The sequence below is a fragment of the Arthrobacter globiformis NBRC 12137 genome, assembly GCF_000238915.1.
Taxonomy (GTDB): domain Bacteria; phylum Actinomycetota; class Actinomycetes; order Actinomycetales; family Micrococcaceae; genus Arthrobacter; species Arthrobacter globiformis.
This window is the reverse complement of the sequence record NZ_BAEG01000083.1, coordinates 172598-196231: the sequence shown is the minus strand read 5'-3', so window position 1 is coordinate 196231 and position 23634 is coordinate 172598. Positions and strand designations below refer to the sequence as shown.

The window sequence follows — 23634 nt, the reverse complement described above, 5'->3', positions numbered from 1 at the left end:
GCAGACAACCTTGACCGCCACGTCGACCCTCCTTATTCTGCCCGAAGCGCCGATACCGGAGGAACACGCCCCCGTCATAGTCCAGTCACTGAGACAGTGCCCGCCGTCCGCCCTGCGAATTATCCGGACTAATTCAAAATAGGCTAAGCTGGCACTGAACGTACGGGCAGACAGCCGGTGCTGCGCCGCCGTCGGATATACGACCGCCGCTGCAGCTTGCCGGATCCCGGTGCGGCGGGCCCGCGGTACGGTGGGACGGACACAAATACTGTGCTCGAGGAGCTGAGCTGAATGACGGATCTGATCGACACCACGGAGATGTACCTTCGCACCATTCTGGAGCTGGAGGAAGAGAACATCGTGGCGCTTCGGGCACGCATCGCCGTACGCCTCCGCCACTCGGGCCCCACCGTTTCCCAGACCATCGGCAGGATGGAGCGCGACGGCCTCGTCGTCGTCTCCAATGACCGCCACCTTGAACTGACCGAAGTGGGCCGGAAGCGCGCCACCGAGGTGATGCGCAAGCACCGGCTCGCCGAACGCCTCCTCGCCGACGTCATCGGCCTCGACTGGGCCTACGTGCATGACGAGGCCTGCCGGTGGGAGCACGTCATGAGCGAACGGGTGGAGCGCAGGATTTACGAATTGCTCGACCACCCCACAGAGTCGCCGTACGGCAACCCGATCCCCGGCCTTGCGGCGCTGGGCGGGCCGCCTGCCAGTCCCTTTACGGACGGGGTGGTGAGCCTGCTCGATGCCATGACCGGCTACGGCCCGGAATCCCAGGTCACCGTCATCCGTCTGGCAGAACCCATCCAGGTGGAGCCGGAGCTGCTGCTGCAGCTGGATGAAGGCGGGATCCGGCCCGGCGCTGCCGTCTCGCTGGAGCGTGTGGGGGAGTACATCTCTGTCCGCGTGCCCGGTTTCGAAGGTGCCCTTGAGCTGCCGCCGGAAGTGGCTGCGCACGTGTTCGTGCGAGTCGGCTAGCTTCTCAACAGCCCCTCGGGGCCTATGACGCATCTGTCTGACATCTGCAGGCAGGATGACCTACCACTTTTGCACAGTGAATATAACGGAATTATTACTGTGCCTTTTAATCGCCTATAGTTAAACGGCAACGCCGATACATAAGCGTTACCTGATCTGGAGCCGAACCCTGCCAGCAGATCAGCAGCACGAGTCACCCACTGGCAGGGGCGGGGGAACCACAACCGGCTGTTTCTAACAGCCTTGGGGTGAAGTCCGCAGCAGCAAGTCTCTTCCGCAGAAGGAATCCTCCTGGGATACCCCTGTGCCGGAATGGCTTGTTACGGCGGACCGGGTCCGAACTCTCTGACCCGAATCCGACAGCTAACTTCGCAGGCTATCCAGAGAGGAAACAGTACTTGTCCATGCAGAATGCCCGGGGCCGCCGCCGCGCGTCCGGTCCCGCTCCGGAGCCGCGCCTCGCGGAGGCCATTGCCGCGGACCGTCCCCGGGACGCCCAGCGTGAAGCGCGCCGTCGCCGCCGGGGTCCGTTCCGGCAGGTTACGGATTTCGCCTCGGCCAGCGGCGTTGGGCAAAAAGCCGGCGTAGCCCTTGCAGCCACGGGCCTGCTGCTGACTGTGACCGTCCCTGCCACCAGTCCTGTTCTTGCCGCCGGAGAGCAGCAGGGAGAGGCGTCCGCGTCTGTTGCCTCCCCGGCCCAGCCCAAAGTCTCGGCTGAAGCGGCGGCAGAGATCGACTTCAGCCGCACGTCCGTCTCCACCACGGGGGACCCGGACGGAAAGCTCAAGCAGCTCCTGAGTGCCCAGTCGGCCGGCAGCATCAGCCGTTCGGCGTCGGTGGGCACCTTGGGTGGCCCGCTGACCACGCTGGTCAAGTCCTCGCCGTTCGGTTACCGGGTCAGCCCGATCACCGGCGGCGCCGGCGAGTTCCACCGCGGCCAGGACTTTGCCGCCCAGTGCGGCACCGAGGTGCTGGCCGCAGCCAGCGGCACGGTGACATTCTCGGGGTGGCACCCGTACGGGGGAGGCAACCGCGTGGTGATCGACCACGGCAACGGCCTCGAGACCACGTATAACCACCTGTCGTCCTCCAGCGTCCAGGTTGGCCAGAAGGTCACCCGCGGCGAAGTAATCGCCCTCAGCGGGACCACAGGCGCCTCCACCGGCTGCCACCTCCACTTCGAGGTGATGGTCAACGGGGACGTCGTTGATCCCACCGGCTGGCTCTGAGCCAAGCCGAGTGAGCACTCTCATTCCTGTGACACGCCGTGACCTGAATGTGACATTGGCTCCGAACTGCTGTACCGTCTAAACCGCGTCAACTTTTCCGAAGTTGACGCTCTTGAGTGGATTGCCTAACTCTGCCACCGCTCAAGGTCCGTTCGCATTACATCGTCTGGCAGGGGCGGGGGAACCAATTTTGGTCTTCGCAAGAAGGCCTTGGGGTTAAGTCGCAATGCTTCCCAGGAAGCGGAGCGGCCGGGTGACTCCCATCCGAATCCGACAGCTCACCTCGTAGGCATTGGGAGAGGCTACCTTCGTGTCTTCACGCCACAATGCCGCGCGCCACCGCGCGCACACGGTTCGTATGAACCCGTTGGACTCCGTGTCCAAAGCGGTTAGCGCCAATGCCGGCACAGTAGGTCGCCAGGCAGCTGTTATCGCAGCTGCTTCAGGACTCATCCTGAGTGTTGGCATGCCTGCCAACGCAGCCGACGCCAACATTGGTGTTTCCGCCTCCTCGGAGACCGGTTCCCAGGCATCGCAGCTTGCTGTGACCGCCGCACCCACCGCCACTGTCTCCTTCGAGCGTCCTGCCGTCACCACGGTGGCAGCCCCGGTCGCCGAAACCATCGCTCCCCAGTCGAACGATGAGAGCCAGGCGGCCGACGCAAGCCAGGCCGGCAGCGAGATCGCAGGTGCGGCCCTGGCCGTCACCGCCAAGTCCACCGATGGTGCGGCCTCCGCCGCAGCTTCCGGGCTGGCTGCAATCGCGTACACCGGCATTGGCAGCCCCTACGTCTGGGGCGGTACCACGCCCAGCGGCTGGGACTGCTCCGGCTTTACCCAGTGGGTTTACGCTCAGGCAGGCATCAGCATTCCCCGCGTCAACGCGTGGAACGCCATGAAGCCCACTTCAACGCCTGCTCCCGGCGACCTGGTCATGCAGAACGGCGGCGCCCACGTGGGCATCTACGTCGGCAACGGCATGATGATCAGCGCGCTGAACCCCTCGCAGGGCACTCTCCTGCACGCGGTGTCCGCAACGGGCACGTCCGCTTTTTACACCCTTCGCTAAGAATCCGATTCGAGGCGGGCCGGCTTACCCCCAAGATGCCGGCGCGTCGATAACCCATGGCCTGCTACCGCGGTCCGTGGAACACGAAAGAGAGAAATTAATGACTACACGTGCGACCATTGCACGGCACCGCGCCGAGGTCACCAAGACCAACTCGCTGGCTGTCATTGCCAAGGCTGTCGGCGACAACGCCGGTGGCGTGGGCCGCCAGGCTGCAGTTATCGCTGCTGCGTCCGGTCTTGTCCTGACCAGCGGCATCGCCGCCAACGCCGCTGAGACCAACGTTCAGCGCGAATCTGCCGCGGCCTCCACGCTGGAAGTCCAGTCCGCTGCACCGGCCAACATCTCCGCTGCTTCCAGCATCGCCATCTCCTACGAGAAGCCTGCTGTCTCCACCACGCCGGCTCCCGTCGTCGAGGCCCCCAAGCCTGTTGTCAAGGTCCAGGAAGCCGCTCCCGCCGTTGAGGCCCCGGTTGCCGACGCCGCACCGGCCGTCCAGGCCACCGCCGCCGTCGAGACCGCTGCCCCGGCAGCGCCGAAGACCACTGCCGCCAGCGGCAAGGGCGCTGCAATCGCTGCTGCGGCCTACGCCCAGCTGGGCGTCTCCCAGGACTGCACCGCGCTGGCTACCAACGCACTCGCCGCTGTGGGCGTCCACTACCACGGCTGGCCGGCCGGCTACCTGTCACTCGGCCGCACCGTCAGTGCTGCTGAAGCCCGGCCGGGCGACCTCGCCTACTACCAGAACGGCGGCATGGGCCTGGCCCACATCGCTGTGTACGTCGGCAACGGCCAGGCCGTCCACGGCGGCTGGAACGGCGGAACCACGGCCCTGTTCAGCGTGAACGTCGGATCCGGCCCGGTCTTCATCCGCGTCGGCGGCTAAGACATCCAAAGCCTTCAAAAGGACCCCCGCCAGTTGGCGGGGGTCCTTTTTTTGCCTTGCGTCCGCATGAATTTTTGGTGACACACCCTGACGATGCTTGTGTTCGATTCGCTCATCTGCCTAGTGAGTGTTTACTCTTATGGTGTCGATCCATAGCCCGGACATGCAGAGGGCAGCCGGCCCTCGCGCCTCTGCCGGGTGCGGCCGTGAAGAGGTATGTGCATGCGCACACTCGTTCTGAATGCTGGATATGAACCGCTGGCGGTAGTGACATTCCGCCGGGCGCTGGTCCTTGTGCTCACCGGAAAGGCAAGCGTGGTGGCCGAAGGCGACGATCCTGTCGTCGGGCCGCAGGACATCATGGGCCGTCCGTCCGTGATTCTCCTTAACCGCTACATCCGCCCCCGGTACAACATGATCACCGCGGTAAGCAGGCGCGGTGTGCTTCGCCGCGACGGCCACCGGTGCGCCTACTGCGGCAAGGCAGCCCACACAATAGACCATGTCCAGCCCAAATCCAGGGGCGGTGCGGACTCCTGGGAGAACCTCGTCGCAGCCTGCCTCCGCTGCAACAATGTCAAGGGTGACCACACCCCCAGTGAAATGGGCTGGAAGCTCCGGTTCGATCCGGCTCCACCGGTGGGCACCATGTGGCAGATCAAGGAACTGGAGAAGCCCACACCGGCGTGGGATCCGTTCCTGCTCCCGGAAAGAGCAGCCTGACGCTGGTCTGGGCCCCGCAGCCTTAAGCTGGGTGTGTGGACTTTGACGCTGTAATCCTGGCCGGCGGCCGCTCCTCGCGGCTGGGCGGCTCACCCAAGTCTGCCCTGATGTTCGACGGCGCCACCCTCCTTGAGCGCTCGCTCGCGGCGGCCGCGGGTGCCCGGCACACCGTTGTGGTGGGACCTGAGGCGGCGGGCCTTCCCGGTGGTGTTCTCACCTCGCGTGAGGACCCGCCCTTTGCAGGTCCGGCCGCGGCCATCGCTGCCGGCCTTGACGCGCTCAGGGGTGCAGACCCCGCAGGCCTGGTCCTGGTCCTCGCGTGCGACATGCCCCGCGTCGGCGAGGCGGTCCGCGCGCTCTTTGCCGCCCTCCCCGGCTCCGGGGTTGACGGCGTCATGGCGGCATCGTCCGACGGGCGGCTGCAGCCGCTGGCGGGTTTTTATAGCACAGCTGCGCTAGAACGCGCCGTGCAGGCTGCCGCCGCACGCAACGCCCTGGTTCACGGGTCAGTCTTCGCCCTCCTTGCTAGTCTTGACGTGCAGGCTGTGGTTGTCCCCGCCGGCTCCACGGACGACGTGGATACGTGGGATGATGCCGCCGCGTTGGGAGTAGCTGTCCGGGAGCAATGACCCGCATACCGGACCGCCGTGAATTTGGAGGCAGGCATGAAAAGCCAGGACGAGACGCTTGAGGAATGGTGCCGTCTGCTGCTGCGGGCCTTTGAGCTCGAGGATGTGGACGTGGACATCAACGAGGTGTTGTCCGTCGCGGGAGTGGCTGCGCACTCCGTGGTGCGTCCAGCGGCGCCGCTGACAACTTTCATAGCCGGGCTCGCCGCCGGCCTCGACTGCGCTTCGGGCCAGGCGCCTGATGTCCAGGCGATGCAAAGCGCCATGGAGGTGGCCCGTGCCGTTGCCAAGGCCTATGCGGCCGATGAGGCGCAGGCTGTGGCAGGTACCCCGGCCGTGGGTTCCGCCGGCACTTCGGCGCCCAGCGGGACTCCGGGGGAATGACAGCCGCGCCCGAGCACCGCTCTGACGACCCCTACTCCGCCGTGGAGGCAACGCCTGCCAGGGGCGCGACTGCTGCTGGCGGCGGCACTGCTTCCGTCCCCGACGCCGTACCCTCTTCTGACGTCGAACCCTCTTCTGACGTCGAACCCGGTCCCGACGCCGTACCCGCTTCCGACGCCGGGCCCGCTTCCGACGCCGGACCCGCCGCGGCGGGGCAGCCGGACGCGCCCGCCAAGCACCTGGCGCACACCTGGGAGGAGGCCCGGCAGGCCGCTTTCGACTGTGCTGCGCCGATACCCGCGGCACCCGTTCCCTTGCGCGACGCCGTGGGCCGGACCTTGGCCGTGGACATCACCGCCCACCAGGACCTGCCGCACTACGCGTCGTCGGCCATGGACGGCTGGGCCGTCAACGGAACAGGTCCGTGGATCCTGGCCGAGCCGGGGCAGCGTCTGGCACCGCACCAGGCGAGCGTGATCGTAACGGGCGGACTGATTCCCCCCGGTGCCAAGGCGGTGCTGCGCACCGAAAGCGGCGTGATCTCCACGGACGACGAGGGGCTGCCAGTCCTGACACTGGGCGGCACCGCCAGGCCCGGCGAACCAAGGAACGGCCAGCACATCCGCAAGGCGGCAGAAGAGGCGACCGCCGGGGACGTGCTGGTCAGGGCCGGCGTCGTGCTTAACCCCGCCCATGTGGCCCTTGCAGCCCTCGCCGGGTACGACGAGGTGGAGGTCCTGGGCAAACCGGTGGTGAAACTGCTGCTGACAGGCTCCGAAGTGGTGGAGCAGGGAGTGCCCCAGCCCGGGCGGGTGCGTGACACCTTCGGACCGCAGCTGGCCACCGTGGTGGAAATGCTGGGCGGCCTGTGCCGGGAGCAGGTCCGGATCGGCGACGGCTACGCGGAATGGCTGGAGGGCCTCGAGGACTCAGGCATCGCCGAGGCACATAACTTGCCTGCCGACGTCGTCATCACCACCGGCGGAACCGGCCGGTCCGGCACCGACCATTTCAGGCGAGCCGTGGCTGAACTGGGCGGACGGCTGATCATTGACGGCGTGGCAATGCGGCCGGGACACCCGGCCGTCCTCGCCGAACTGCCCGACGGGCGCTTTGTGCTGGGGCTGCCGGGCAACCCCCTGGCCGCCATGATGGCACTTTCCACGGTGGGCGCACCGCTCTTGGCCGCCCTCGGACATGGCCAGCTGCCGCCGGTCCGGGAAGTCCCCTCCGGAACCATGCTCGAACCCGACCCCGGCCGCACCCGGCTTATGCCCTTCCGGCTCCTCTACGGCATGGCATCGCCCGCGCAGCACACCGGCCCCGGCATGATGCGTGGACTGGCGTCCGCCGACGGCGTCCTGGTGGTGCCGCCGCACGGCGTGCAACTGGGCGAGATGGTGCCGGCTTTCGCCCTGCCCTGGGGTCCGGCCATTCCCGAACCCAAGAGCGCCGAATCCAAGCCCAAGAACCCGACGCGGAATTCCTCCTCCCGCACCTCCGCCAAGCAGGCAGCCCAAAGCGGGCCCGTGGACTGGAGTGCCCTGCTCGACTGAGATGCAATGATGGAGGCATGAACAGCCACTCAGCGCGGAGTCTCCCATGGGCCGCGTAACGCAACGACGCAAAGTGCACCGCTATGTCCTGGACGGCTCGGCCGCGGCAATGGAGTTCCCCGTCAGGCACCGCGAGGACGTGCTCGCCGTGGAGGAACCGCTGGAAATCCGGTTGGGCAACCTGTCCTTCTCGGTCACCATGCGCACACCCGGGGACGACTTCGACCTGGTGGCAGGTTTCCTCGTCTCCGAAGGCGTCATCTGGGACGCCGACCAGCTGATCTCGCTCAGATTCTGCGCCGGTGAGGACGAAAACGGGGTCCAGACATTCAACGTGGTCGAAGCCCAGTTGCGGCCCGATGTGCCCCTGCCGGACACCGGCCGGCACGTATACACTTCCAGCTCGTGCGGGATCTGCGGCACGGACTCCATTGAATCGGTCACCAAGTCTTCGCACTTCAACCCCGCCGCCGACAGGCTCACCGTTCCGGTCGAAACGCTCGCCTCCCTGCCGGACCGGCTGCGGGAGGCGCAGGCAGTCTTCGAAGTGACCGGGGGAGTGCACGCTGCCGGACTGTTCAGGATCGACGACGACGGCGGTGCGGAGCTGCTGTGCCTGCGGGAGGACGTGGGCCGGCACAACGCGGTGGACAAGGTAGTTGGCTGGGCCCTTCGTGAACGCCGACTGCCGCTTACCAACACCGTGCTCCAGGTGTCGGGGCGGGCATCCTTCGAACTCGTCCAGAAGGCCGCGCTGGCCGGTATCCCTGTACTCACCGCGGTCAGCGCGCCCTCGAGCCTGGCAGTGGAGCTGGCCGAGTCCACCGGTGTCACCCTTGCCGGGTTCAGCCGGGGGACCAGCCTGAATGTCTACGCGGGTTCCGGCCGCATTTCGACGCCTGCGCCGATGCCGCGGTAGCGGGCGTGGGGCCTTGGCGGCCGGATGCCAAAGCGGTAGATTTTATCCATCGAATGGAAGCGTTGATCTGCTCAGACGGCAGCTGAACTGCCAGGACCCAAGCGGACCGCGACCCCCCCATGCCCACACGAAAGCCAGCACACCCCGCTTCTGCTTTCACGTACTAAAGAGGTACACATTGCACGACGACCGCCGGATCACGGAAGTCCGCCTGGACCGCTTTCTCCGCGAACGGATTGGACCCGCCATCTACGGTCGCAGCGTGCCGCTGGAGCTCAGCAGCTGGGACGTTCCGGATGAACCTGTCCCGGTTCTGGAGGCGTTGCGCCAGGAGTTCACGCCGCAGGAACACGGTGCCGCCTGGGGACGTCCGTGGAGCACAAAATGGCTGCGGCTCCAGGGGGAGGTGCCGGATGCCTGGGGTACCGCGCCGGATACCGAGGTGGAGATCGTGGTGGACCTTGGCTTCACCACGGAAATTCCCGGCTTCCAGTGCGAGGGGATCGCGTGGCGCCCGGACGGCACCATCATCAAAGCCATCTCGCCCCGCAACCAGCACATCCCGCTAAAGCTTCTGGGCAGCGGCCTGGCCGTGGACTTCTACGTGGAGGCAGCAGCCAACCCCGACGTTGCCCAGGGCTGGAGCTTCGCAGCGACGCCGTACGGGGACAAGGCCACCGCCGGAACCGAACCACAGTACCGTCTTGGCAGCATCGCCATAGCCGAACTGAACCGCGCCGTGTGGGAGCTCCAGCAGGACGTGCTGACGCTCAGCGGCCTCATGCACGAGCTGCCCACGGAACTGCCACGCCGGCACGAGATCCTCCGCGCCCTCGAGCGCATGATGGACACCATGGACCCCGACGACGTCGCGGGCACTGCGGCGGCCGGACGGGAAACGCTGGCCGAGGTGCTGGCCAGGCCTGCCTACGCGTCCGCCCACCGGCTGCTCGCCACCGGGCACGCGCACATCGACTCGGCCTGGCTGTGGCCGGTGCGGGAAACCATGCGCAAGTGCGCCCGGACCTTTTCCAACGTGGTAGCCCTCATGGACGAGGACCCGGACTTCGTGTTCTCCTGCTCCTCGGCCCAGCAGCTGGCCTGGATCAAGGAATACTACCCGGAGCTCTTCGGACGCATCCGGGAAAAGGTGAAGTCAGGCCAGTTCATTCCCGTGGGCGGCATGTGGGTGGAATCCGACACCAACATGCCGGGCGGGGAAGCCATGGCCCGTCAGTTCGTGGAAGGCAAGAGCTTCTTCCTCAAGGAATTCGACGTCGAGTGCAGGGAAGCCTGGCTGCCGGACTCCTTCGGGTACTCCGCAGCCCTGCCGCAGATCGTCAAGGCCGCCGGCAGCCGCTGGTTCCTGACCCAGAAGATCTCCTGGAACCAGATCAACCGGATGCCGCACCATACCTTCAACTGGGAAGGCATCGACGGCACCCGCCTCTTCACGCACTTCCCGCCGGTGGACACATACAACTCCGAACTTAGCGGACGGGATCTGGCGCACGCCGAGCGCAACTACCGGGACCACGGACACGGCACCATCTCGCTCGTTCCCTTCGGCTATGGCGACGGCGGCGGCGGACCGACGCGGGAGATGGTCGCTGCCGCGCACCGCGCGGCCGACCTGGAAGGCTCGCCGAAAGTCCGGATCGGAACGCCTGGCAGCTTCTTTGAACAGGCCGAGGCCGAGTACAAAGCGTTGCCGGTCTGGGTGGGGGAGATGTACCTGGAGCTGCACCGCGGCACCTATACAAGCCAAGCCAGGACCAAGCAGGGCAACCGCCGGTCCGAGCACCTCCTCCGCGAGGCGGAGCTGTGGTGCGCCACCGCCGCCGTCCGCTGCGGAGCGGAGTACACGTACCCCGCGGCCGAGCTGAAGCGGCTGTGGCAGCTGGTCCTGCTGCAGCAGTTCCACGACATCCTGCCCGGCAGCGCCATCGCCTGGGTGCACCAGGACGCCGAACGGAACTACGCAGCCGTGGCCAGGGGGTTGGAAGCACTCATCAGCGAGGCTGCCGCGGCACTCCTCGGCGAAGGGGCACAGGAGTTCCTGCTCAATGCCAACCCCCATGGCCGCCTGGGGGTCCCGGCGCTCGCGGCCGGAGTGCCCGTGTCAACCCAAGACGGAGTCCAGGCCACGCCGCTGGACGGCGGCTTTGTCCTGGACAACGGCGTGATCCGTGCCGTGCTGGATGACAACGGGCTCCTGACCTCCCTGCGGGATTACGGGACAGGCCGCGAAGCCATCGCCCCCGGCCAGTTCGGAAACCACCTGGAACTGCACCGCGACACCCCCAACGAATGGGACGCCTGGGACATCGACGAGTTCTACCGGCGGAACGTCACCAGCCTTACCGACGCCGCGGAGGTGACGCTGCAGCGGCACGGCGGGGACGCCGTCGTCGTGGTGGAACGGCTCACCGGTTCCTCCCGCATCACCCAGCGCATCACGCTGGGGGCGGGCAGCCCGTCCCTGGGAATCTCCACCGAAGTCGACTGGCAGGAACGCGAGAAGCTGCTCAAGCTGGGATTCCCGCTCGACCTGAGGGCCGACCGCTCGGCGGCGGAGACCCAGTTCGGCCACGTCTTCCGGCCGACCCACGTGAACACCTCATGGGAGGCGGCGAAGTTCGAGATCTGCGCGCACCGCTGGATCCACGTCGCCGAACCCGGGTACGGCGTGGCCATCGCCAACGCGTCCACCTATGGGCACGACGTCGCCCGGTCTGTCCGGGACGACGGCGGGACCACCACTACCGTACGGCTCTCGCTGCTGCGGGCAGCAAAGTTCCCCGACCCCCAGGCCGACCGCGGCCGGCACGTGCTTGACGTCTGGGTCCGCCCGGCGGCAGGAATCGCGGAGGCAGTGGAGGAGGGCTACCGCGCCAACCTCGTCCCGAGGACGGTGCGGGGCGCACACCCAGCCGAAGGGCTGGTTACGGTGGACAACCCGGCCCTGGTAATTGAGGCCGTAAAGCTGGCCGAAGACGGCTCCGGCGACGTCATCGTCCGGCTGTACGAATCGCTCGGCCAGCGGTCGGCCGGACGGCTCACAGCCAACTTCCCGGCCACGGGAATCCAGACCGTGGACCTGCTCGAGCGTCCGGTTGAGGCGACGGGCGTGGTGGCTGGGGCGGACTCCGCCGAGCTCACCCTGCGGCCGTTTCAGCTGGTGACCCTGAGGATCGTCCGCTAAGCGCTGTTGTCTGTTGAGCTGGTTCTTCCGGCGGCGCCCGACACGTCAGGCGCCGCCGGAACCGCGCTCAGAACTCATGCAGCAGGCGCCGGACGAACTGCCGGGTGCGTTCCTGACGCGGCGCACGGAGAACCTCGGCGGCCGGTCCGCGCTCCACCACGAGGCCGCCGTCCATGAAGATGACCTCGTCCGCCACCTGGCGGGCGAAGGCAAGCTCGTGGGTGACGATGACCATGGTCCATCCCTCGTCGGCCAGCTCCTGGATGACGGCCAGGACGTCGCCCACGAGTTCCGGGTCCAGCGCCGAGGTGGGCTCGTCGAACAGCAGCAGCTGGGGCTTCAGGGCCAGGGCACGCACTATCCCTACCCGCTGCTGCTGGCCGCCGGAGAGCTCGAACGGGTAGGCGTCACGCTTGTCCGCCAGTCCCACCCTGGCGAGCAGCTTTTCGGCCTCGGCCACCGCTTCGGCCCGCTTGCGCTTCTGCACCTGGACGGGTCCTTCGATGACGTTCTGCAGGACGGTCATGTGCGGAAACAGGTTGTAGTGCTGGAAGACCATGGCGCTGCGGTCCCGCAGATCTGAAATCTCCTTCTTGGAGACTCTGGCGGAGAAATCCAGCGCAAGATCGGTGCCCGGGCCTGCGGAGGTGCCCGGCCCCGCAAAGGTGACAGTCCCGGCGTCGGGCGTTTCCAGTCCGTTGAGTGAGCGCAGCACGGTGGTCTTGCCGGAACCTGACGGCCCGATCAGGGCCACCACGTTGCCCCGGCGCACGTCGAGGTCGATGTCCCGCAGCACCACATTGCTGCCGAATGCCTTCGCGAGGTTCCGGACCGACAGCACGGGCCTGGCCTGGGATGTGGCTCCGTGGGCTCCCGAATGAGCTGCTCCGTCAGTGGGCGACATAGCGGTCCAATCTCCTTTCAAGGACGGACTGCCCGGAGGAGAGCGCCAGGCAGATCACCCAGTAAACCAGGGCAGCCTCGAGGTAGAGCGCCATGAACTCCTGGCTGAAGGCCGCGATCTGCTGGGCGTTGCGGAAGAGCTCCGTGACCAGGATCAGCGAGGCCAGGGACGTGTCCTTGACCAGCGAAATGAAGGTGTTGGAGAGCGGCGGCACAGATACCCTCGCAGCCTGTGGCAGGATGATGCGGCGCAGCGACTGGCCACGGGACATGCCGATGGTGTGGCCGGCTTCCCACTGCCCCTTGGGCACCGAGAGGATTGCGGCGCGGATGACCTCGGCGGCATAACCGCCAACGTTGAGCGAAAAGGCGATGATGGCGCTGGGCCAGGGATCAAGCTTCACGCCCAGGCTGGGCAGGCCGTAGAAGATCACAAACAGCTGCACCAGCAGCGGCGTGCCGCGGATCACCGAAACGTAGAACCGCGCCACGCCGGACACCACGGCGTTCCGGCTCAGCCGCATCAGCGCCACCAGCAGGGCCAGGGCAAGGCCGATCACGAACGACGCCAGCGTCAGCGGGATGGTGCCGGTGATGGCACCCGTGACAATAGGGCCGAAGGAGCTCCAGATGAGATCCCAGTTCAACGGCATCTACTTGGTGACGTCCGTGCCGAAGTACTTTTCTGAGATCTTGGCCAGCGTCCCGTCGGTGCGGAGGTCGTCCAGCGCCTTGTCCACCGCTTTGGTGAGCTCCGTGGAACCCTTGCGGAACACAAAGGCGCTTTCGGACTTCTCCGTGGTTTCGGCAGCAATCTTCAGCCCGGCGTCCGGGTTTGTCTTGGCGTAGTCGAGGTAGGTGAGCTTGTCGTTGACGATAGCGTCCACGCGTCCCTGCCGAACCAGCGCCACACCCTGGGCCCAGCCCTCCACGGACTGGACGTTGGCGCCGGCATCGACGGCCATCTTGTAGAAGTTGCTGGTGAGCGACTGCGCTGTGGTCTTGCCCTTGAGGCTGTCAAAGCCCGTAATGCTGTTGTTGTCCGCCTTCGTCACGATCACGCCCGTGGAGACGGTGTACGGCTTGGAGAAGTCGTACTTGGCCTTGCGTTCGTCGTTGATGGAGATCTGGTTCGCGATGGTGTCGAAGCGCTTGGCGTCGAGGCCGGCGAAGATGCCGTCGAACTGGGTCTCCTGGAAGGTGGCCTTCACGCCCAGTTTCTCGGCAACTGCCCGGGCGATTTCCACGTCGTAGCCCGTCAGGTCGCCGGCTCCTTCGGCGTGGAAGGAGAAGGGCTTGTACGTGCCCTCGGTGGCGACGACGATTTCGCCTTTGGACTTCACGTCGCTGAGCGAGGTGTCGGAACTGCTGGCGGCCGGTGTCTGGGAACCGCCGCCACCGCAGGCCGTCAGAGCCAGGGCCAGTCCGGCGAGGGTGGCAGCAAGGGCGGAGCGGCGGGAGGGGACACGGTTCATGGCGAATACCTTCTTCTTCAGGCGGCGGCGGCGGTGCGGGAGCGGCGGGCGGATCCACCTGCGACGCTACTGCCTGCAACGCATTTGAAAAGACGTTTTATTTCGCCATCATACGGGGGTGTCATACGGGGCCGGAGGATCCGCTGGGGAGGGTCTTTAAAAAGGCTGAGTGGGGGCGGTCCCCAACGGCCGCCACCACTCATCCCCCCAATGTGCGATCCGGCAGGCGCCACAGCTTGTGAGCCAGGCAGCAACTGCTTTCACACATTCATGATTCTCTCACGGTCTAATGATTTTGTGAATCCCGGTTTGCTACCTTTCGGTAGATGACGTTCCGTGACTCCTGCGTTGGGCGGCTTTTACCCGTGCCAGCCAGACCATGACGAGGCCGGATGTGTAGAAAACCACCGCCCCGTTGTTCACCGCCGGCGCTATGGGGAGCAGTTGCGCGGGCGAAAACTCAAGGCAGAGACCGGCGACGGTGGCAGCTGCTCCGGCCGCCATCAGGGCAGCCCCGGTCCTGACCAGCAGGGGCAGGCGTTCCTTGACGCTGCGGAGCAGGGCGGGCAGCAGTGCGAGGGAGACATACGCCAGGTAGCCCCGGGCCGCGGCCCAGTAAAAGGGCAGCAGGGCCTCATTCCGCGGGCTTGCCGCCCCGGCGTCCTGGAAGCGGACCGACGACGCGGCGGGGGCCATCATGAGGAAGACCGCGACCAGGGCCACGGAGAAAATCGCGAGCACAGCCAGACCGGGAGGGCCGGCGATCATGCGGTGGGCATCGGGGGCACCAAACCCCTTGGTGACGCGGACTGCGATGAGGTAGATCGTGGCGAAGACAATCAGGCGCAGCAGGACGTGGGCAATGTTCAGCCCGCCCAGGGCCCCGTCGATGGCCACATAGAACTGTTCGATGCTCAGGACCGCGGCGGCCGTCGCCAGCAGGAAAATGAAGAACAGGGCCGGATTGACTCCACGCATGGTGCTCGGAATCCGGGCCAGGGCGGCAGCGGCGCAAACCACCAGTGTTATCCACGGGAGAATCTCGCTCACACCAGGTTCTCCCAGATTCGTTCGGTCTGCTCCTGGTCCTGTTCCTGCCGCCGCAGGGTCCTGCCCATCGCCTGGAGGCGCTCGCCGGCCAAGGCGGTGAGGTCGCCGTCGCTGAGCCGGTCGAGGGCCGCTTGCCGGGCGCCGGGTGGCCAGCCGGCTTCGGTTTCGGTGACCAGTCCGGTGGCCACGAGTCCGCTGGCCAGTCCGACGCCGGCGGCCCGGGAGGTGGCGACGGCCAGTTCCGGGGCGAGCCGGTTGGCGGTCAGCTGGGCGGAGTAGTTTTGCGGGGCGACGCCGGTGGCGGCGGAGACCCGGTGGCGGAGTTCGCCGTCGTCGATGGCGTCCACCCAGTTCTTCACGGAGGTGGCATGCGGAGTCGGACTGAGTCCAGGCTGGCCCGGGCCGGTGGAACCTTCGGGCGCGGTGCGGACAATGACCGCCCGCAGCAAATCGACGGTGGCGATTTGGCTGACCAGTTCCTTCTCGGTGGGCGGGAGGGAAGAACTGGCGAGGCCGCTGTACGTGTCGAACGTGGCCAGCGCGGCAACCGGATTGATGTTGTAGGCCCGGCTGATGCTCACGACTGTGGTCTCGGCAACCTTCCCCCTCACCATCTGCTGGGCGAGGGTGGTGCGCTTGACTCCCGAGACCCTGCAAATATCGGCCGTACTGGTATCCGGTGCTACGCCACTAAGCCAGCGCTGGAATGCTTTGGCGGGGAGGGGCATGAAACGCTCTCTGCTGAACGAATGTTTGACCCATACTAACGGCGTTGGGCGGACACACGCCCGTGCTTCCGACCGGCCCGGCCGCTGGCTACCCAGATGAGTGCCAGGCCTGCCACAAAGCACAGGATGGCTGTGTAATTGACAACAAAGCGCAGGAATCCCAGCCCGGGCGGCACGAGAGGGAACAGCAACGAAAGGGGGATCGCGATGCTGCCCACCGCCAGAAGCGCCGCGCTCATCCGGAGCATGGCGGGCAGCGGGCTCCTGACGGCCCGCAGCATCCCCGGCAGGATCGCCAGGCACACGTAAGCCGGGTAGGCCCGGCCCGCGGCGCCGTAGTACTCGACGAGGAGGGCGTTCTGCTGACTCTTGGCTGCCACGTCCACGAGCCCCGCCGATGAGCCCGACGTGTCCATCAGGACGAAGCACACCACCAGCACGGCAGAAATCAGTCCCAGGGCAAGCATGCCGGCGCGGCCCCGGATCAGCTGGACGCCACGGCTGTCCCCAAACCCGGCCGCAATCCGCAGGGCAAGGAAGAAGATGGCCCCGAAGATGATGAAACGCAGCAGGAGGTTGGCCACGTTTGTGCCGCCCAACAGGGTATCGATCGCCAGGTAGGGACCGCGGATGCTCAGCAGGATGGCCAGCGTCAGGAGCGCCAGGGCATAGAAGATGGACCTGTTTTTCCGGCGGACCAGGTTCGGGATCCGGCTCAGCGCGGCGGCGCCGGACGCGATCAGGGTGGTCCATTGCAGGATTTCAATCATCCGAGGTTCTCCCAGATCGTTTCGGTTTGTCGTTGGTCGTGTTCCTGCCGGCGCAGGGCCTTGCCGAGCGCGTGGAGGCGCTCGCCGGCCAGAACGGCCAGTTCGCCGTCGGTCAGCAGGTCGAGGGCCGCCTGCCGTGCGCCGGGCGGCCAGCCGGCCTCGGCTTCGGTCACCAGCCCGGCGGCGACGAGTCCGCCTGCGAGTCCGACGCCGGCGGCCCGGGAGGTGGCGACGGCCAGTTCCGGGGCGAGCCGGTTGGCGGTCAGCTGGGCGGAGTAGTTTTGCGGGGCGACGCCGGTGGCGGCGGAGACCCGGTGGCGGAGTTCGCCGTCGTCGATGGCGTCCACCCAGTTCTTCACGGAGGTGGCGTGCGGCGGCGGGCTAAGTTCGGGCGGACCAGTGCCTGTGCCGGTGTCCGGATCGGTCCGGGCAATGATCTCGGTGCGGGCAATGATGGCGTGCAGCAGGTCCGCCGTGGCGATCTGGCTGACCAGTTCCTGCAGTGTCGGCGGGACCGGCGGTTGTCCCAGATCCTGATAAGGCTCAAACTAGCCCAGCGCTGCCACCGGGTTGATATTGAAGGCCCGGCTGATCCCCACAACGGTTGCCTCGGACACTTTGCCGCGGACCAGCTGCTGGGCCAGGGTGGTGCGCTTGACCCCGGACGCCCTGGCCACATCAGCAACGCTGGCGTCCGGCGCGACGCCGTGCAGCCAGCGCTGGAAGGCCTTGGCGGATAGGGGCATGGAACGCTCTCTGCTGACGGGCGGGGGTGGTGCGGAGACGCGGCCCGCCGGCCTCGATTTTACGTAGCGCGCCGCTTCAACTATGCTAGATGGTCGAACCCGCTGGTCCGTACACCCCCCAAGTCCGGACCAGCGGGTTCTTTCATGCCCGCCTGAATTTTCGGGTAAAAACGGGCAGCGGTGAGAGGATGGATTGATGACTGCAACCCTTGTTGCGAAGGACCTTTCGGGCGGTCATGATCACCGCACCCTCTTCTCCGGGCTGTCCCTCACAGTGGCTCCCGGGGACGTTGTGGGCGTGGTCGGCGCCAACGGTGCCGGCAAGTCCACGCTGCTGCGGCTCCTTGCCGGCGTGGACCAGGCGCAGGACGGCACCGTCAGCCTCGCGCCGGCCGACGCCTTCGTGGGCTGGCTCCCACAGGAACACGAACGCAAGGCCGGCGAAACGGTCGCCGCCTACATCGCCCGCCGCACCGGCTGCGCCCAAGCCACCGCTGAGATGGAGTCCACGGCCGAGGCCCTGGGGTCGGGAGCCCCCGGATCCGACGACGCCTACTCGGTGGCCTTTGACCGGTGGATGGCCTCAGGTGCCGCGGACCTGGACGAACGGATAGCCCCCGTCCTCGCGGACCTTGGCCTGGACGTCGGTCCCGACGCCGAAATGACCGGGCTGTCCGGCGGCCAGGCTGCGCGCGTGGCGCTCGCCGCCCTGCTGCTGAGCCGCTTCGACGTCGTGCTCCTGGACGAGCCCACCAACGATCTGGACCTGGACGGCCTGACCAAGCTGGAAGCGTTCGTGCAGGGCCTTCGCGGCGGCGTGGTGCTGGTCTCCCACGACCGCGAGTTCCTCGCCCGCTGCGTGACCTCCATCGTGGAACTGGACCTCGCCCAGAACTCGGTGGCCGTGTACGACGGCGGTTATGAGGCCTTCCTGGAGGAACGGGCCGTCGCGCGCCGGCACGCCCGCGAACGGTACGAGGAATTCGCCGCGACCAAGGCCGATCTGGTGTCCCGGGCCAGGACCCAGCGGGAATGGAGCTCACAGGGCGTCCGGAACGCGATGCGGAAAAGCCCCGACAACGACAAGATCCGCCGCGCGGCCAGCACCGAATCGTCCGAGAAGCAGGCCCAGAAGGTCCGGCAGATGGAATCGCGCATCGCCCGCCTGGACGTGGTGGAAGAACCGCGCAAGGAGTGGCAGCTGCAGTTCACTATCGGCCAGGCGCCGCGGTCCAGTTCTGTGGTGGCAACGCTGCGCGATGCCGTGGTCCGGCAGGGCAGCTTCACCCTGGGCCCGGTGAACCTGCAGCTGAACGCCGGCGAGCGGATCGGCATCACCGGGCCGAACGGGGCCGGCAAGTCGACGCTGCTCCGGCTGCTGCTGGGGGCACTGGAACCGGACTCCGGCGACGCTTCCCGCGGTGTGTCCGTGGCCGTCGGCGAGATCGACCAGGCCCGCGGGCTGCTGGCCGGGCACCTGTTGCTTGCTGACGCCGTCGAAGCAGTCCTGACGGAATACACGTCCGCCGAGGTCCGCACGCTGCTGGCGAAGTTCGGCCTCAAGGCCGACCACACCGCGCGCACGGTGGACTCGCTGTCGCCGGGGGAGCGGACCCGCGCCGCACTGGCCCTGCTGCAGGCCCGGGGAGTGAACCTGCTGGTCCTGGACGAGCCCACCAACCACCTGGACCTCCCGGCCATCGAGCAACTGGAAGAAGCATTGGAAAGCTACGACGGCGCCCTGCTGCTGGTCACCCACGACCGGCGGCTGCTGGAAAACGTCCGCCTGGACGTGCGCTGGAACGTGGACAACGGCGTCGTCACCGAACTGGCGGCAGGCAAGATGGAGCAGAACAGATGAGCATGGACGGCGTAGCCTGGCGCTCGCTTTACAACATCACCCGGGCCAAGAGCGGCTCCCGGCCGTTCTCCAAGGAGACCCTCAAGCGCGTTCTCGGCTTTGCCCGGCCGCACCGCGGCAGGCTGATCGCGTTCGTGGCCGTGTCCGTCGCCATGGCCTTCCTGGCGGTGGCCACGCCGGTGCTCGCCGGCCAGGTGGTCAACACGATCGTTGCCCGCGCCGATTCCGGCGAAGTGATCCGGCTGGCGGCCCTGATCGCCGGCGTGGCGGTGGCCGAAGCAGCCCTGGGCATGGTGAGCCGCTGGCTGTCCTCCACCATCGGCGAGGGCGTCATCGTGGATCTCCGCACCAGGGTGTTCGACCATGTCCAGAGAATGCCCATCGCGTTCTTCACCCGGACCCGCACCGGCGCGCTGGTCAGCCGCCTCAACAACGACGTCATCGGCGCGCAGTCCGCCTTCGCCGGAACCCTGTCCGGAGTGGTCAGCAACGTGGTGGCCCTCATCCTCACCCTCGTGGTGATGCTCAATACCTCATGGCTGGTCACCGTGCTGGCCATGATCCTGCTGCCGATCTTCCTCATCCCCGCCCGGCGGATGGGCTCCCGGCTGGCGGACCTGCGGCGCGAGGCAGCCGAGCACAACGCGGCCATGGGCACCCAGATGACGGAGCGCTTCTCCGCCCCCGGTGCCACCCTGGTGAAGCTTTTCGGACGGCCCGACGACGAATCCCGCGAGTTCGCGCTGCGTGCCGGCCGGGTCCGGGACATCGGTGTGCGGACGGCCATGCTGCAGTTCACATTCGTGACGGCGCTGACGCTCGTCTCCGCCCTGGCCCTCGCCCTGGTCTACGGCCTGGGCGGCTGGCTGGCTATCGGCGGTCAGCTCGCCCCGGGCGACGTCGTGGTGTTGGCGCTGCTGCTTACCCGGCTGTACGCGCCGCTCACCGCGCTGTCCAACGCCCGCGTGGAAATCATGAGCGCCCTGGTCAGCTTTGAACGGGTCTTCGAAATCCTGGACCTCAAGCCCCTCATCCAGGAAAAGCCCGGCGCGCTGGCAGTCCCGCCCGGGCCCGTGGCAGTGGAGTTCGACGACGTGCGGTTCTCCTACCCTTCGGCGGACAAGGTCTCGCTGGCCTCACTGGAGGAGGTCTCCACGCTGGACACCCGCGGCGGCGAGGAGGTGCTGCACGGTATCAGCTTCCGGGTGGAACCGGGGCAGACCGTCGCCCTGGTGGGCTCCTCCGGCGCCGGCAAGTCCACCGTGGCCCAGTTGCTGTCCCGGCTGTACGACGTCGACTCCGGCGCCGTGCGCCTCGGCGGCACCGGCCCGGCCTCCGGCCTGGACGTGCGCGACCTGACCTTCGACTCCATCCGAGCCACGCTGGGCATGGTCACCCAGGACGGGCACCTGTTCCACGAAACCATCGCCTCCAACCTCAGGCTGGCCCGCCCGGAGGCCACCGACGAGGACATGTGGTCGGTGCTGCGCCAGGCCCGGCTCGAAACCATGATCCGGTCCCTTCCCGATGGCCTGGAAACCGTGGTGGGGGAGCGCGGCTACCGGCTCTCCGGCGGGGAACGGCAGCGGCTCACCATCGCCCGGCTGCTGATCGCCCAGCCCCGCGTGGTCATCCTCGACGAAGCGACCGCCGCGCTGGACTCCACGAACGAAGCCGCCGTGCAGGCGGCGCTGGGCGCTGCGCTGGAAGGCCGCACCGCCGTCGTTATTGCCCACCGGCTCTCGACGATCCGCGCGGCCGACGCCATCCTTGTGGTGGAGGACGGGCAAATTGTGGAGCGCGGCACCCATACCGAGCTGCTGGCCGCGGATGGCCGCTATGCCGAGCTGTACCGGACCCAGTTCGCCGAGGCCACGGCAGTGGCAGAGGAAGCCGTTCCGGAATACTGAGTCGTTGCCAGGGCGCCAGAGCGCCGTGTCAGCGCCCAAAGCGTCAGCGCCCGGATTCCGCCAGCGCCGGAAGGATGTGGTCCGTGAGCAGCGGTGCCAGGTCCCCGGGCAGTTCCGCCGTGAGGTCCAGCCACCGGATCTCGGCGATCTCCGCGGAAGGGTGGGCCACCCAGGTCCCCGGCGCGGTGAAGACGGTGGCTTCGATTTCCGTGGCTGCCTCGTTGGCGGCATCGGCCAGCCAGACGCCCATGAGGGTCAGTTCCCGCGGATCGACAATGATGCCGACTTCCTCCTGGAGCTCCCGCGCGGCGGCCTGCACCGCGGTCTCGCCGGGTTCGGGCTTACCGCCGGGATGCATGAACTTGTCCGTACCGCGCTTGCGGACGGTGAGGAGCCGGCCAGCGGCGTCGTAGACACACACGGCGGAAACGATGATGCGCGGATTCACGGTTTCGAGCCTAGCCCGTCTGCGGTCGCGGCGGTTCTGGCAGCCGCCGCAGGACTGACTCCAGCAGCAGGTCCTTGCGCGGGCCGGTGACATCCCAGACGTAGCTGAACTCGTTCTCGCCGTGGCACTCGTAGGTGACGCGGTAGGTGTCCGGATCGCACCAGTGCCGGTCCTGGCTGGCCTCCGGCGAGAAGCTCATCCGGTGGAAGGGGCGCCCGTCGGGAAACAGCATGTCCATGGCGTCCGGCGTGTCGGCGGGCCTGAGCAGATAGTCGCGGGTGGCCGGGCCGGTGAAGGTGTCGCCTTGCTCTGCCGGCAAGTCCCCGGCGGGCCACTTCACTGAGGGCCAGACCACGGTCCCTTCCTCGTGGAAGTGGAGCCCGCCGTCGCCGTCGGGGGAAAAGATCACGACGCCGGTGAAGGTGCCGCGGGTGCCGGCGGCCCGGTCCAGCAGGGTCCGTTCCACGGACCAATGCCCTGCCTGGGCACGGCCGGGGGATGCCGGATCAGCCGGCGTTGTGCCCAGCAGATAGTCGCGGAGCCCGGACGGGTGCTGCAGATTCAAGTGCCCTCGATTGGAATCGAACCAACGACACCGGCTTTAGGAGAGCCGTGCTCTATCCACTGAGCTACGAGGGCGGGCGCCCGCCGCTGCCGGGTTTTGGACCGGCCCGTTCGGGCACGCTTACAAGCATACAAGGTGACGGCGCGTACTACGCTCTTGGCATGGCCGCCGCAGCTCAAGTCCCTTCCGCCCGGGCAACGTTCCTGCCAGACACCGCCTCCACACGGCAGTACATCGGGGCATGGGCGGTGCTCAGCGTTGTCCAGTATTTCGTGGCGGAGGCGGCGGTCATCGGCGCCTGGGCCGGACCCGACCCCTACAGCCGGCGGACCGGCCTCATCAGCGACCTGGGCGCCGTGAGCTGCGGCGTCTTTGACGGCCGCAGCATCTGTTCGCCTCTGCACGTACTGATGAATTCCTCCTTCGTGGTGCAGGGCCTGGGCATGCTGCTGGGCGCGCTGCTGCTGAGCTCGGCGCTGCTGCGGGTGGCTGCCCGGGCCGGCGTGCGGGTGGCGGCAAGCCACTCCGGTGAAGTGCCCTGGTACTCGGCGGTGGCGGCGCGGATCCTCACCGGTGCCGCAGGCACAGGCACGATCATTGTGGGGCTGGTCCCGGAGGACCTGGAATCGGGCTGGCACTACGCCGGGGCCGTGATGTACTTCATCGCCGGCTCCCTGGCGCTGCTGCTGCTCGGCGCCTTGTGGTTCCGCCAGTCGCCGCTGGGCTGGTTCGTTCTGGCCTCCGGCGGGGTGTCCGCGGCCGCGCTCGTCACGGCGGCCGTCACCGGCCTGGACGTCCCCGAGCCGGGAACCCTGGAACGGCTGATGGGCTATCCGATCACCATCGGCCTCGCCACCGCCGGCCTGGTCATCGCCCAGCGCGTCCGGCAGGAACGGCAGGTGCGCAGGGCGCTCGCCCGGGCCCGGGCTGCCCGGAGCGCCTAGGCTTCCTGCTGCGCGGCCGGTTTCTTCGAGGACCGGCGCCCCAGGAGAACGGCGGCGCCGCCGGCGATAAGGCTGGCCACGAACAGTACCCAGCCGGCCACGGTGAGGCCCGACGCCAAGGCGACCTGGCCGGCGTCGAGGTTTACCGCCGCGATCATGGAATCAATGGTGACGTTGCCCCACAGCCGGACCACCACGAACAGCAGCGGCAGCGCCCACAGCGCCCAGCGCAGCGCCTTCCGGGCCACGTTGGTGCCGATCAGCAGCAGCCAGGTGAAGCCGAAGATCAGCGGAAACAGGGTGCCCGCCGTCTTGTGGACGTAATTGAGCTGGCCGCGGCCGTCGGCGTCCAGGGCGCGGCGGAGCTGCTCGGCGTAGCCGGTGTCGAAGCCGCCGACCAGGGAATCGGGCATGGCCAGCCCGCCGGACAGCTGGGTGAGCTGGTTCAGGGTCAGCAGGTGGACGTACCAGAACAGGAAGAGGCTGGCCACCACGCCGGCGATGACAATCAGGCTGGCGTTGTTCTGCGCCTTCGCGGGAGTCCGGTCCGTGCCGGGGTTGATCACCGGGGGCAGGTGGTGCTGGGGTACTGCGGCCCTCGCGCCGTGCTTCTTGATCCGCTGTGCAGGTGTTTTGGCCATGTGCCC

Annotated in this window: 22 protein-coding genes, 1 tRNA gene, 1 pseudogene and 2 riboswitches; of the genes and pseudogenes, 13 read left to right on the top strand and 11 right to left on the bottom strand. The window is 67.4% G+C overall.

The annotated features are described in order from the left end of the window. Window positions 1-291 precede the first annotated feature (291 nt). The 10 genes from ARGLB_RS16580 (at window position 292) to ARGLB_RS16535 (ending at window position 11587) form a co-directional block, all read left to right on the top strand. On the top strand, window positions 292-987 hold the full coding sequence (locus ARGLB_RS16580; protein ID WP_003804672.1) for an iron-dependent transcriptional repressor DtxR: 696 nt from the start codon (window positions 292-294) through the stop codon (window positions 985-987). 150 nt (window positions 988-1137) lie between these two features. Continuing rightward, window positions 1138-1380, top strand: a riboswitch (cyclic di-AMP (ydaO/yuaA leader). Window positions 1381-1391: 11 nt separating this feature from the next. Then, window positions 1392-2216 (top strand): M23 family metallopeptidase, encoded by an 825-nt coding sequence (locus ARGLB_RS16575; RefSeq protein ID WP_003804670.1) that lies wholly within the window; start codon window positions 1392-1394, stop codon window positions 2214-2216. Between the two features lie 136 nt (window positions 2217-2352). Beyond that, a riboswitch (cyclic di-AMP (ydaO/yuaA leader) is annotated at window positions 2353-2522 on the top strand. Window positions 2523-2592: 70 nt separating this feature from the next. After that, on the top strand, window positions 2593-3285 hold the full coding sequence (locus tag ARGLB_RS16570) for a C40 family peptidase (protein WP_043419551.1): 693 nt from the start codon (window positions 2593-2595) through the stop codon (window positions 3283-3285). 100 nt (window positions 3286-3385) lie between these two features. Further along, window positions 3386-4171, top strand: a complete 786-nt coding sequence (locus ARGLB_RS16565) for an NlpC/P60 family protein (protein WP_003804666.1) — start codon at window positions 3386-3388, stop codon at window positions 4169-4171. Window positions 4172-4393: 222 nt separating this feature from the next. After that, window positions 4394-4894: an HNH endonuclease gene (locus ARGLB_RS16560; protein WP_003804664.1), complete on the top strand. Its 501-nt coding sequence runs from the start codon at window positions 4394-4396 to the stop codon at window positions 4892-4894. Between the two features lie 35 nt (window positions 4895-4929). Further along, a complete protein-coding gene (gene mobA / locus ARGLB_RS23715; RefSeq protein WP_003804662.1) occupies window positions 4930-5523 on the top strand; it encodes a molybdenum cofactor guanylyltransferase in 594 nt (197 codons plus the stop codon). 36 nt (window positions 5524-5559) lie between these two features. Then, on the top strand, window positions 5560-5907 hold the full coding sequence (locus ARGLB_RS23710) for a DUF6457 domain-containing protein (RefSeq protein WP_003804660.1): 348 nt from the start codon (window positions 5560-5562) through the stop codon (window positions 5905-5907). Next, window positions 5904-7463 (top strand): molybdopterin molybdotransferase MoeA, encoded by a 1560-nt coding sequence (locus tag ARGLB_RS16545; protein WP_003804658.1) that lies wholly within the window; start codon window positions 5904-5906, stop codon window positions 7461-7463. Before ARGLB_RS23710 ends, ARGLB_RS16545 begins: the two co-directional genes overlap by 4 nt. A 46-nt stretch (window positions 7464-7509) precedes the next feature. Then, window positions 7510-8382: a formate dehydrogenase accessory sulfurtransferase FdhD gene (gene fdhD, locus ARGLB_RS16540; protein ID WP_003804655.1), complete on the top strand. Its 873-nt coding sequence runs from the start codon at window positions 7510-7512 to the stop codon at window positions 8380-8382. A gap of 178 nt (window positions 8383-8560) precedes the next feature. Then, window positions 8561-11587 (top strand): alpha-mannosidase, encoded by a 3027-nt coding sequence (locus ARGLB_RS16535; RefSeq protein ID WP_003804653.1) that lies wholly within the window; start codon window positions 8561-8563, stop codon window positions 11585-11587. A gap of 67 nt (window positions 11588-11654) precedes the next feature. On the opposite strand, the gene ARGLB_RS16530 is transcribed toward ARGLB_RS16535, so the two are convergent. The 7 genes and pseudogenes from ARGLB_RS16530 to ARGLB_RS16500 all read right to left on the bottom strand — a co-directional run bounded on the left by ARGLB_RS16530 (window position 11655) and on the right by ARGLB_RS16500 (window position 17259). After that, window positions 11655-12491 (bottom strand): amino acid ABC transporter ATP-binding protein, encoded by an 837-nt coding sequence (locus tag ARGLB_RS16530; RefSeq protein WP_003804651.1) that lies wholly within the window; start codon window positions 12489-12491, stop codon window positions 11655-11657. Beyond that, entirely contained in the window at window positions 12478-13143 is a 666-nt protein-coding gene (locus ARGLB_RS16525; protein ID WP_175305015.1) for an amino acid ABC transporter permease, read from the bottom strand. The genes ARGLB_RS16530 and ARGLB_RS16525 overlap by 14 nt, the downstream gene beginning before the upstream one ends. Beyond that, a complete protein-coding gene (locus tag ARGLB_RS16520; protein WP_003804649.1) occupies window positions 13144-13965 on the bottom strand; it encodes an amino acid ABC transporter substrate-binding protein in 822 nt (273 codons plus the stop codon). A 312-nt stretch (window positions 13966-14277) separates the two neighbouring features. Continuing rightward, window positions 14278-15015 (bottom strand): hypothetical protein, encoded by a 738-nt coding sequence (locus ARGLB_RS16515; protein ID WP_003804647.1) that lies wholly within the window; start codon window positions 15013-15015, stop codon window positions 14278-14280. Further along, window positions 15012-15743: a hypothetical protein gene (locus tag ARGLB_RS16510; protein ID WP_003804645.1), complete on the bottom strand. Its 732-nt coding sequence runs from the start codon at window positions 15741-15743 to the stop codon at window positions 15012-15014. Before ARGLB_RS16510 ends, ARGLB_RS16515 begins: the two co-directional genes overlap by 4 nt. A 35-nt stretch (window positions 15744-15778) precedes the next feature. Beyond that, a complete protein-coding gene (locus tag ARGLB_RS16505) occupies window positions 15779-16513 on the bottom strand; it encodes a hypothetical protein (RefSeq protein WP_003804643.1) in 735 nt (244 codons plus the stop codon). Continuing rightward, window positions 16510-17259: pseudogene (locus ARGLB_RS16500) on the bottom strand (hypothetical protein). The gene ARGLB_RS16505 and the pseudogene ARGLB_RS16500 overlap by 4 nt, the downstream one beginning before the upstream one ends. A 196-nt stretch (window positions 17260-17455) precedes the next feature. Between ARGLB_RS16500 and ARGLB_RS16495 the strand changes: the two are divergent. Both ARGLB_RS16495 and ARGLB_RS16490 read left to right on the top strand, forming a co-directional pair. Next, a complete protein-coding gene (locus ARGLB_RS16495) occupies window positions 17456-19120 on the top strand; it encodes an ABC-F family ATP-binding cassette domain-containing protein (protein WP_003804638.1) in 1665 nt (554 codons plus the stop codon). Then, on the top strand, window positions 19117-21030 hold the full coding sequence (locus tag ARGLB_RS16490; RefSeq protein ID WP_003804636.1) for an ABC transporter ATP-binding protein: 1914 nt from the start codon (window positions 19117-19119) through the stop codon (window positions 21028-21030). Before ARGLB_RS16495 ends, ARGLB_RS16490 begins: the two co-directional genes overlap by 4 nt. 43 nt (window positions 21031-21073) lie before the next feature. Here ARGLB_RS16490 and ARGLB_RS16485 read toward each other — a convergent pair whose 3' ends face one another. The 3 genes from ARGLB_RS16485 to ARGLB_RS16475 all read right to left on the bottom strand — a co-directional run bounded on the left by ARGLB_RS16485 (window position 21074) and on the right by ARGLB_RS16475 (window position 22117). Further along, on the bottom strand, window positions 21074-21478 hold the full coding sequence (locus ARGLB_RS16485; protein ID WP_003804634.1) for an NUDIX hydrolase: 405 nt from the start codon (window positions 21476-21478) through the stop codon (window positions 21074-21076). 10 nt (window positions 21479-21488) lie between these two features. After that, window positions 21489-22043, bottom strand: a complete 555-nt coding sequence (locus ARGLB_RS16480) for a DUF6314 family protein (RefSeq protein ID WP_003804633.1) — start codon at window positions 22041-22043, stop codon at window positions 21489-21491. 1 nt (window position 22044) lies between these two features. Beyond that, a tRNA-Arg gene (locus tag ARGLB_RS16475) sits at window positions 22045-22117 on the bottom strand. An 87-nt stretch (window positions 22118-22204) separates the two neighbouring features. Between ARGLB_RS16475 and ARGLB_RS16470 the strand changes: the two genes are divergently transcribed. Beyond that, a complete protein-coding gene (locus ARGLB_RS16470) occupies window positions 22205-22987 on the top strand; it encodes a DUF998 domain-containing protein (RefSeq protein ID WP_043419475.1) in 783 nt (260 codons plus the stop codon). Here ARGLB_RS16470 and ARGLB_RS16465 read toward each other — a convergent pair. Further along, a complete protein-coding gene (locus tag ARGLB_RS16465) occupies window positions 22984-23628 on the bottom strand; it encodes a hypothetical protein (RefSeq protein ID WP_003804629.1) in 645 nt (214 codons plus the stop codon). The genes ARGLB_RS16470 and ARGLB_RS16465 overlap by 4 nt on opposite strands. Between the last annotated feature and the right edge of the window lie 6 nt (window positions 23629-23634).

Excerpts from the sequence above, each read along its gene's own strand:
- ARGLB_RS16580 (WP_003804672.1), top strand. The coding sequence starts at position 292 with ATGACGGATCTGATCGACACCACGGAGATGTACCTTCGCACCATTCTG.
- ARGLB_RS16575 (WP_003804670.1), top strand. The coding sequence starts at position 1,392 with ATGCAGAATGCCCGGGGCCGCCGCCGCGCGTCCGGTCCCGCTCCGGAG.
- ARGLB_RS16565 (WP_003804666.1), top strand. The coding sequence starts at position 3,386 with ATGACTACACGTGCGACCATTGCACGGCACCGCGCCGAGGTCACCAAG.
- ARGLB_RS16560 (WP_003804664.1), top strand. The coding sequence starts at position 4,394 with ATGCGCACACTCGTTCTGAATGCTGGATATGAACCGCTGGCGGTAGTG.
- ARGLB_RS23710 (WP_003804660.1), top strand. The coding sequence starts at position 5,560 with ATGAAAAGCCAGGACGAGACGCTTGAGGAATGGTGCCGTCTGCTGCTG.
- ARGLB_RS16545 (WP_003804658.1), top strand. The coding sequence starts at position 5,904 with ATGACAGCCGCGCCCGAGCACCGCTCTGACGACCCCTACTCCGCCGTG.
- fdhD (WP_003804655.1), top strand. The coding sequence starts at position 7,510 with ATGGGCCGCGTAACGCAACGACGCAAAGTGCACCGCTATGTCCTGGAC.
- ARGLB_RS16530 (WP_003804651.1), bottom strand. The coding sequence starts at position 12,491 with ATGTCGCCCACTGACGGAGCAGCTCATTCGGGAGCCCACGGAGCCACA.
- ARGLB_RS16525 (WP_175305015.1), bottom strand. The coding sequence starts at position 13,143 with ATGCCGTTGAACTGGGATCTCATCTGGAGCTCCTTCGGCCCTATTGTC.
- ARGLB_RS16520 (WP_003804649.1), bottom strand. The coding sequence starts at position 13,965 with ATGAACCGTGTCCCCTCCCGCCGCTCCGCCCTTGCTGCCACCCTCGCC.
- ARGLB_RS16510 (WP_003804645.1), bottom strand. The coding sequence starts at position 15,743 with ATGCCCCTCCCCGCCAAAGCATTCCAGCGCTGGCTTAGTGGCGTAGCA.
- ARGLB_RS16505 (WP_003804643.1), bottom strand. The coding sequence starts at position 16,513 with ATGATTGAAATCCTGCAATGGACCACCCTGATCGCGTCCGGCGCCGCC.
- ARGLB_RS16495 (WP_003804638.1), top strand. The coding sequence starts at position 17,456 with ATGACTGCAACCCTTGTTGCGAAGGACCTTTCGGGCGGTCATGATCAC.
- ARGLB_RS16490 (WP_003804636.1), top strand. The coding sequence starts at position 19,117 with ATGAGCATGGACGGCGTAGCCTGGCGCTCGCTTTACAACATCACCCGG.
- ARGLB_RS16470 (WP_043419475.1), top strand. The coding sequence starts at position 22,205 with ATGGCCGCCGCAGCTCAAGTCCCTTCCGCCCGGGCAACGTTCCTGCCA.
- ARGLB_RS16465 (WP_003804629.1), bottom strand. The coding sequence starts at position 23,628 with ATGGCCAAAACACCTGCACAGCGGATCAAGAAGCACGGCGCGAGGGCC.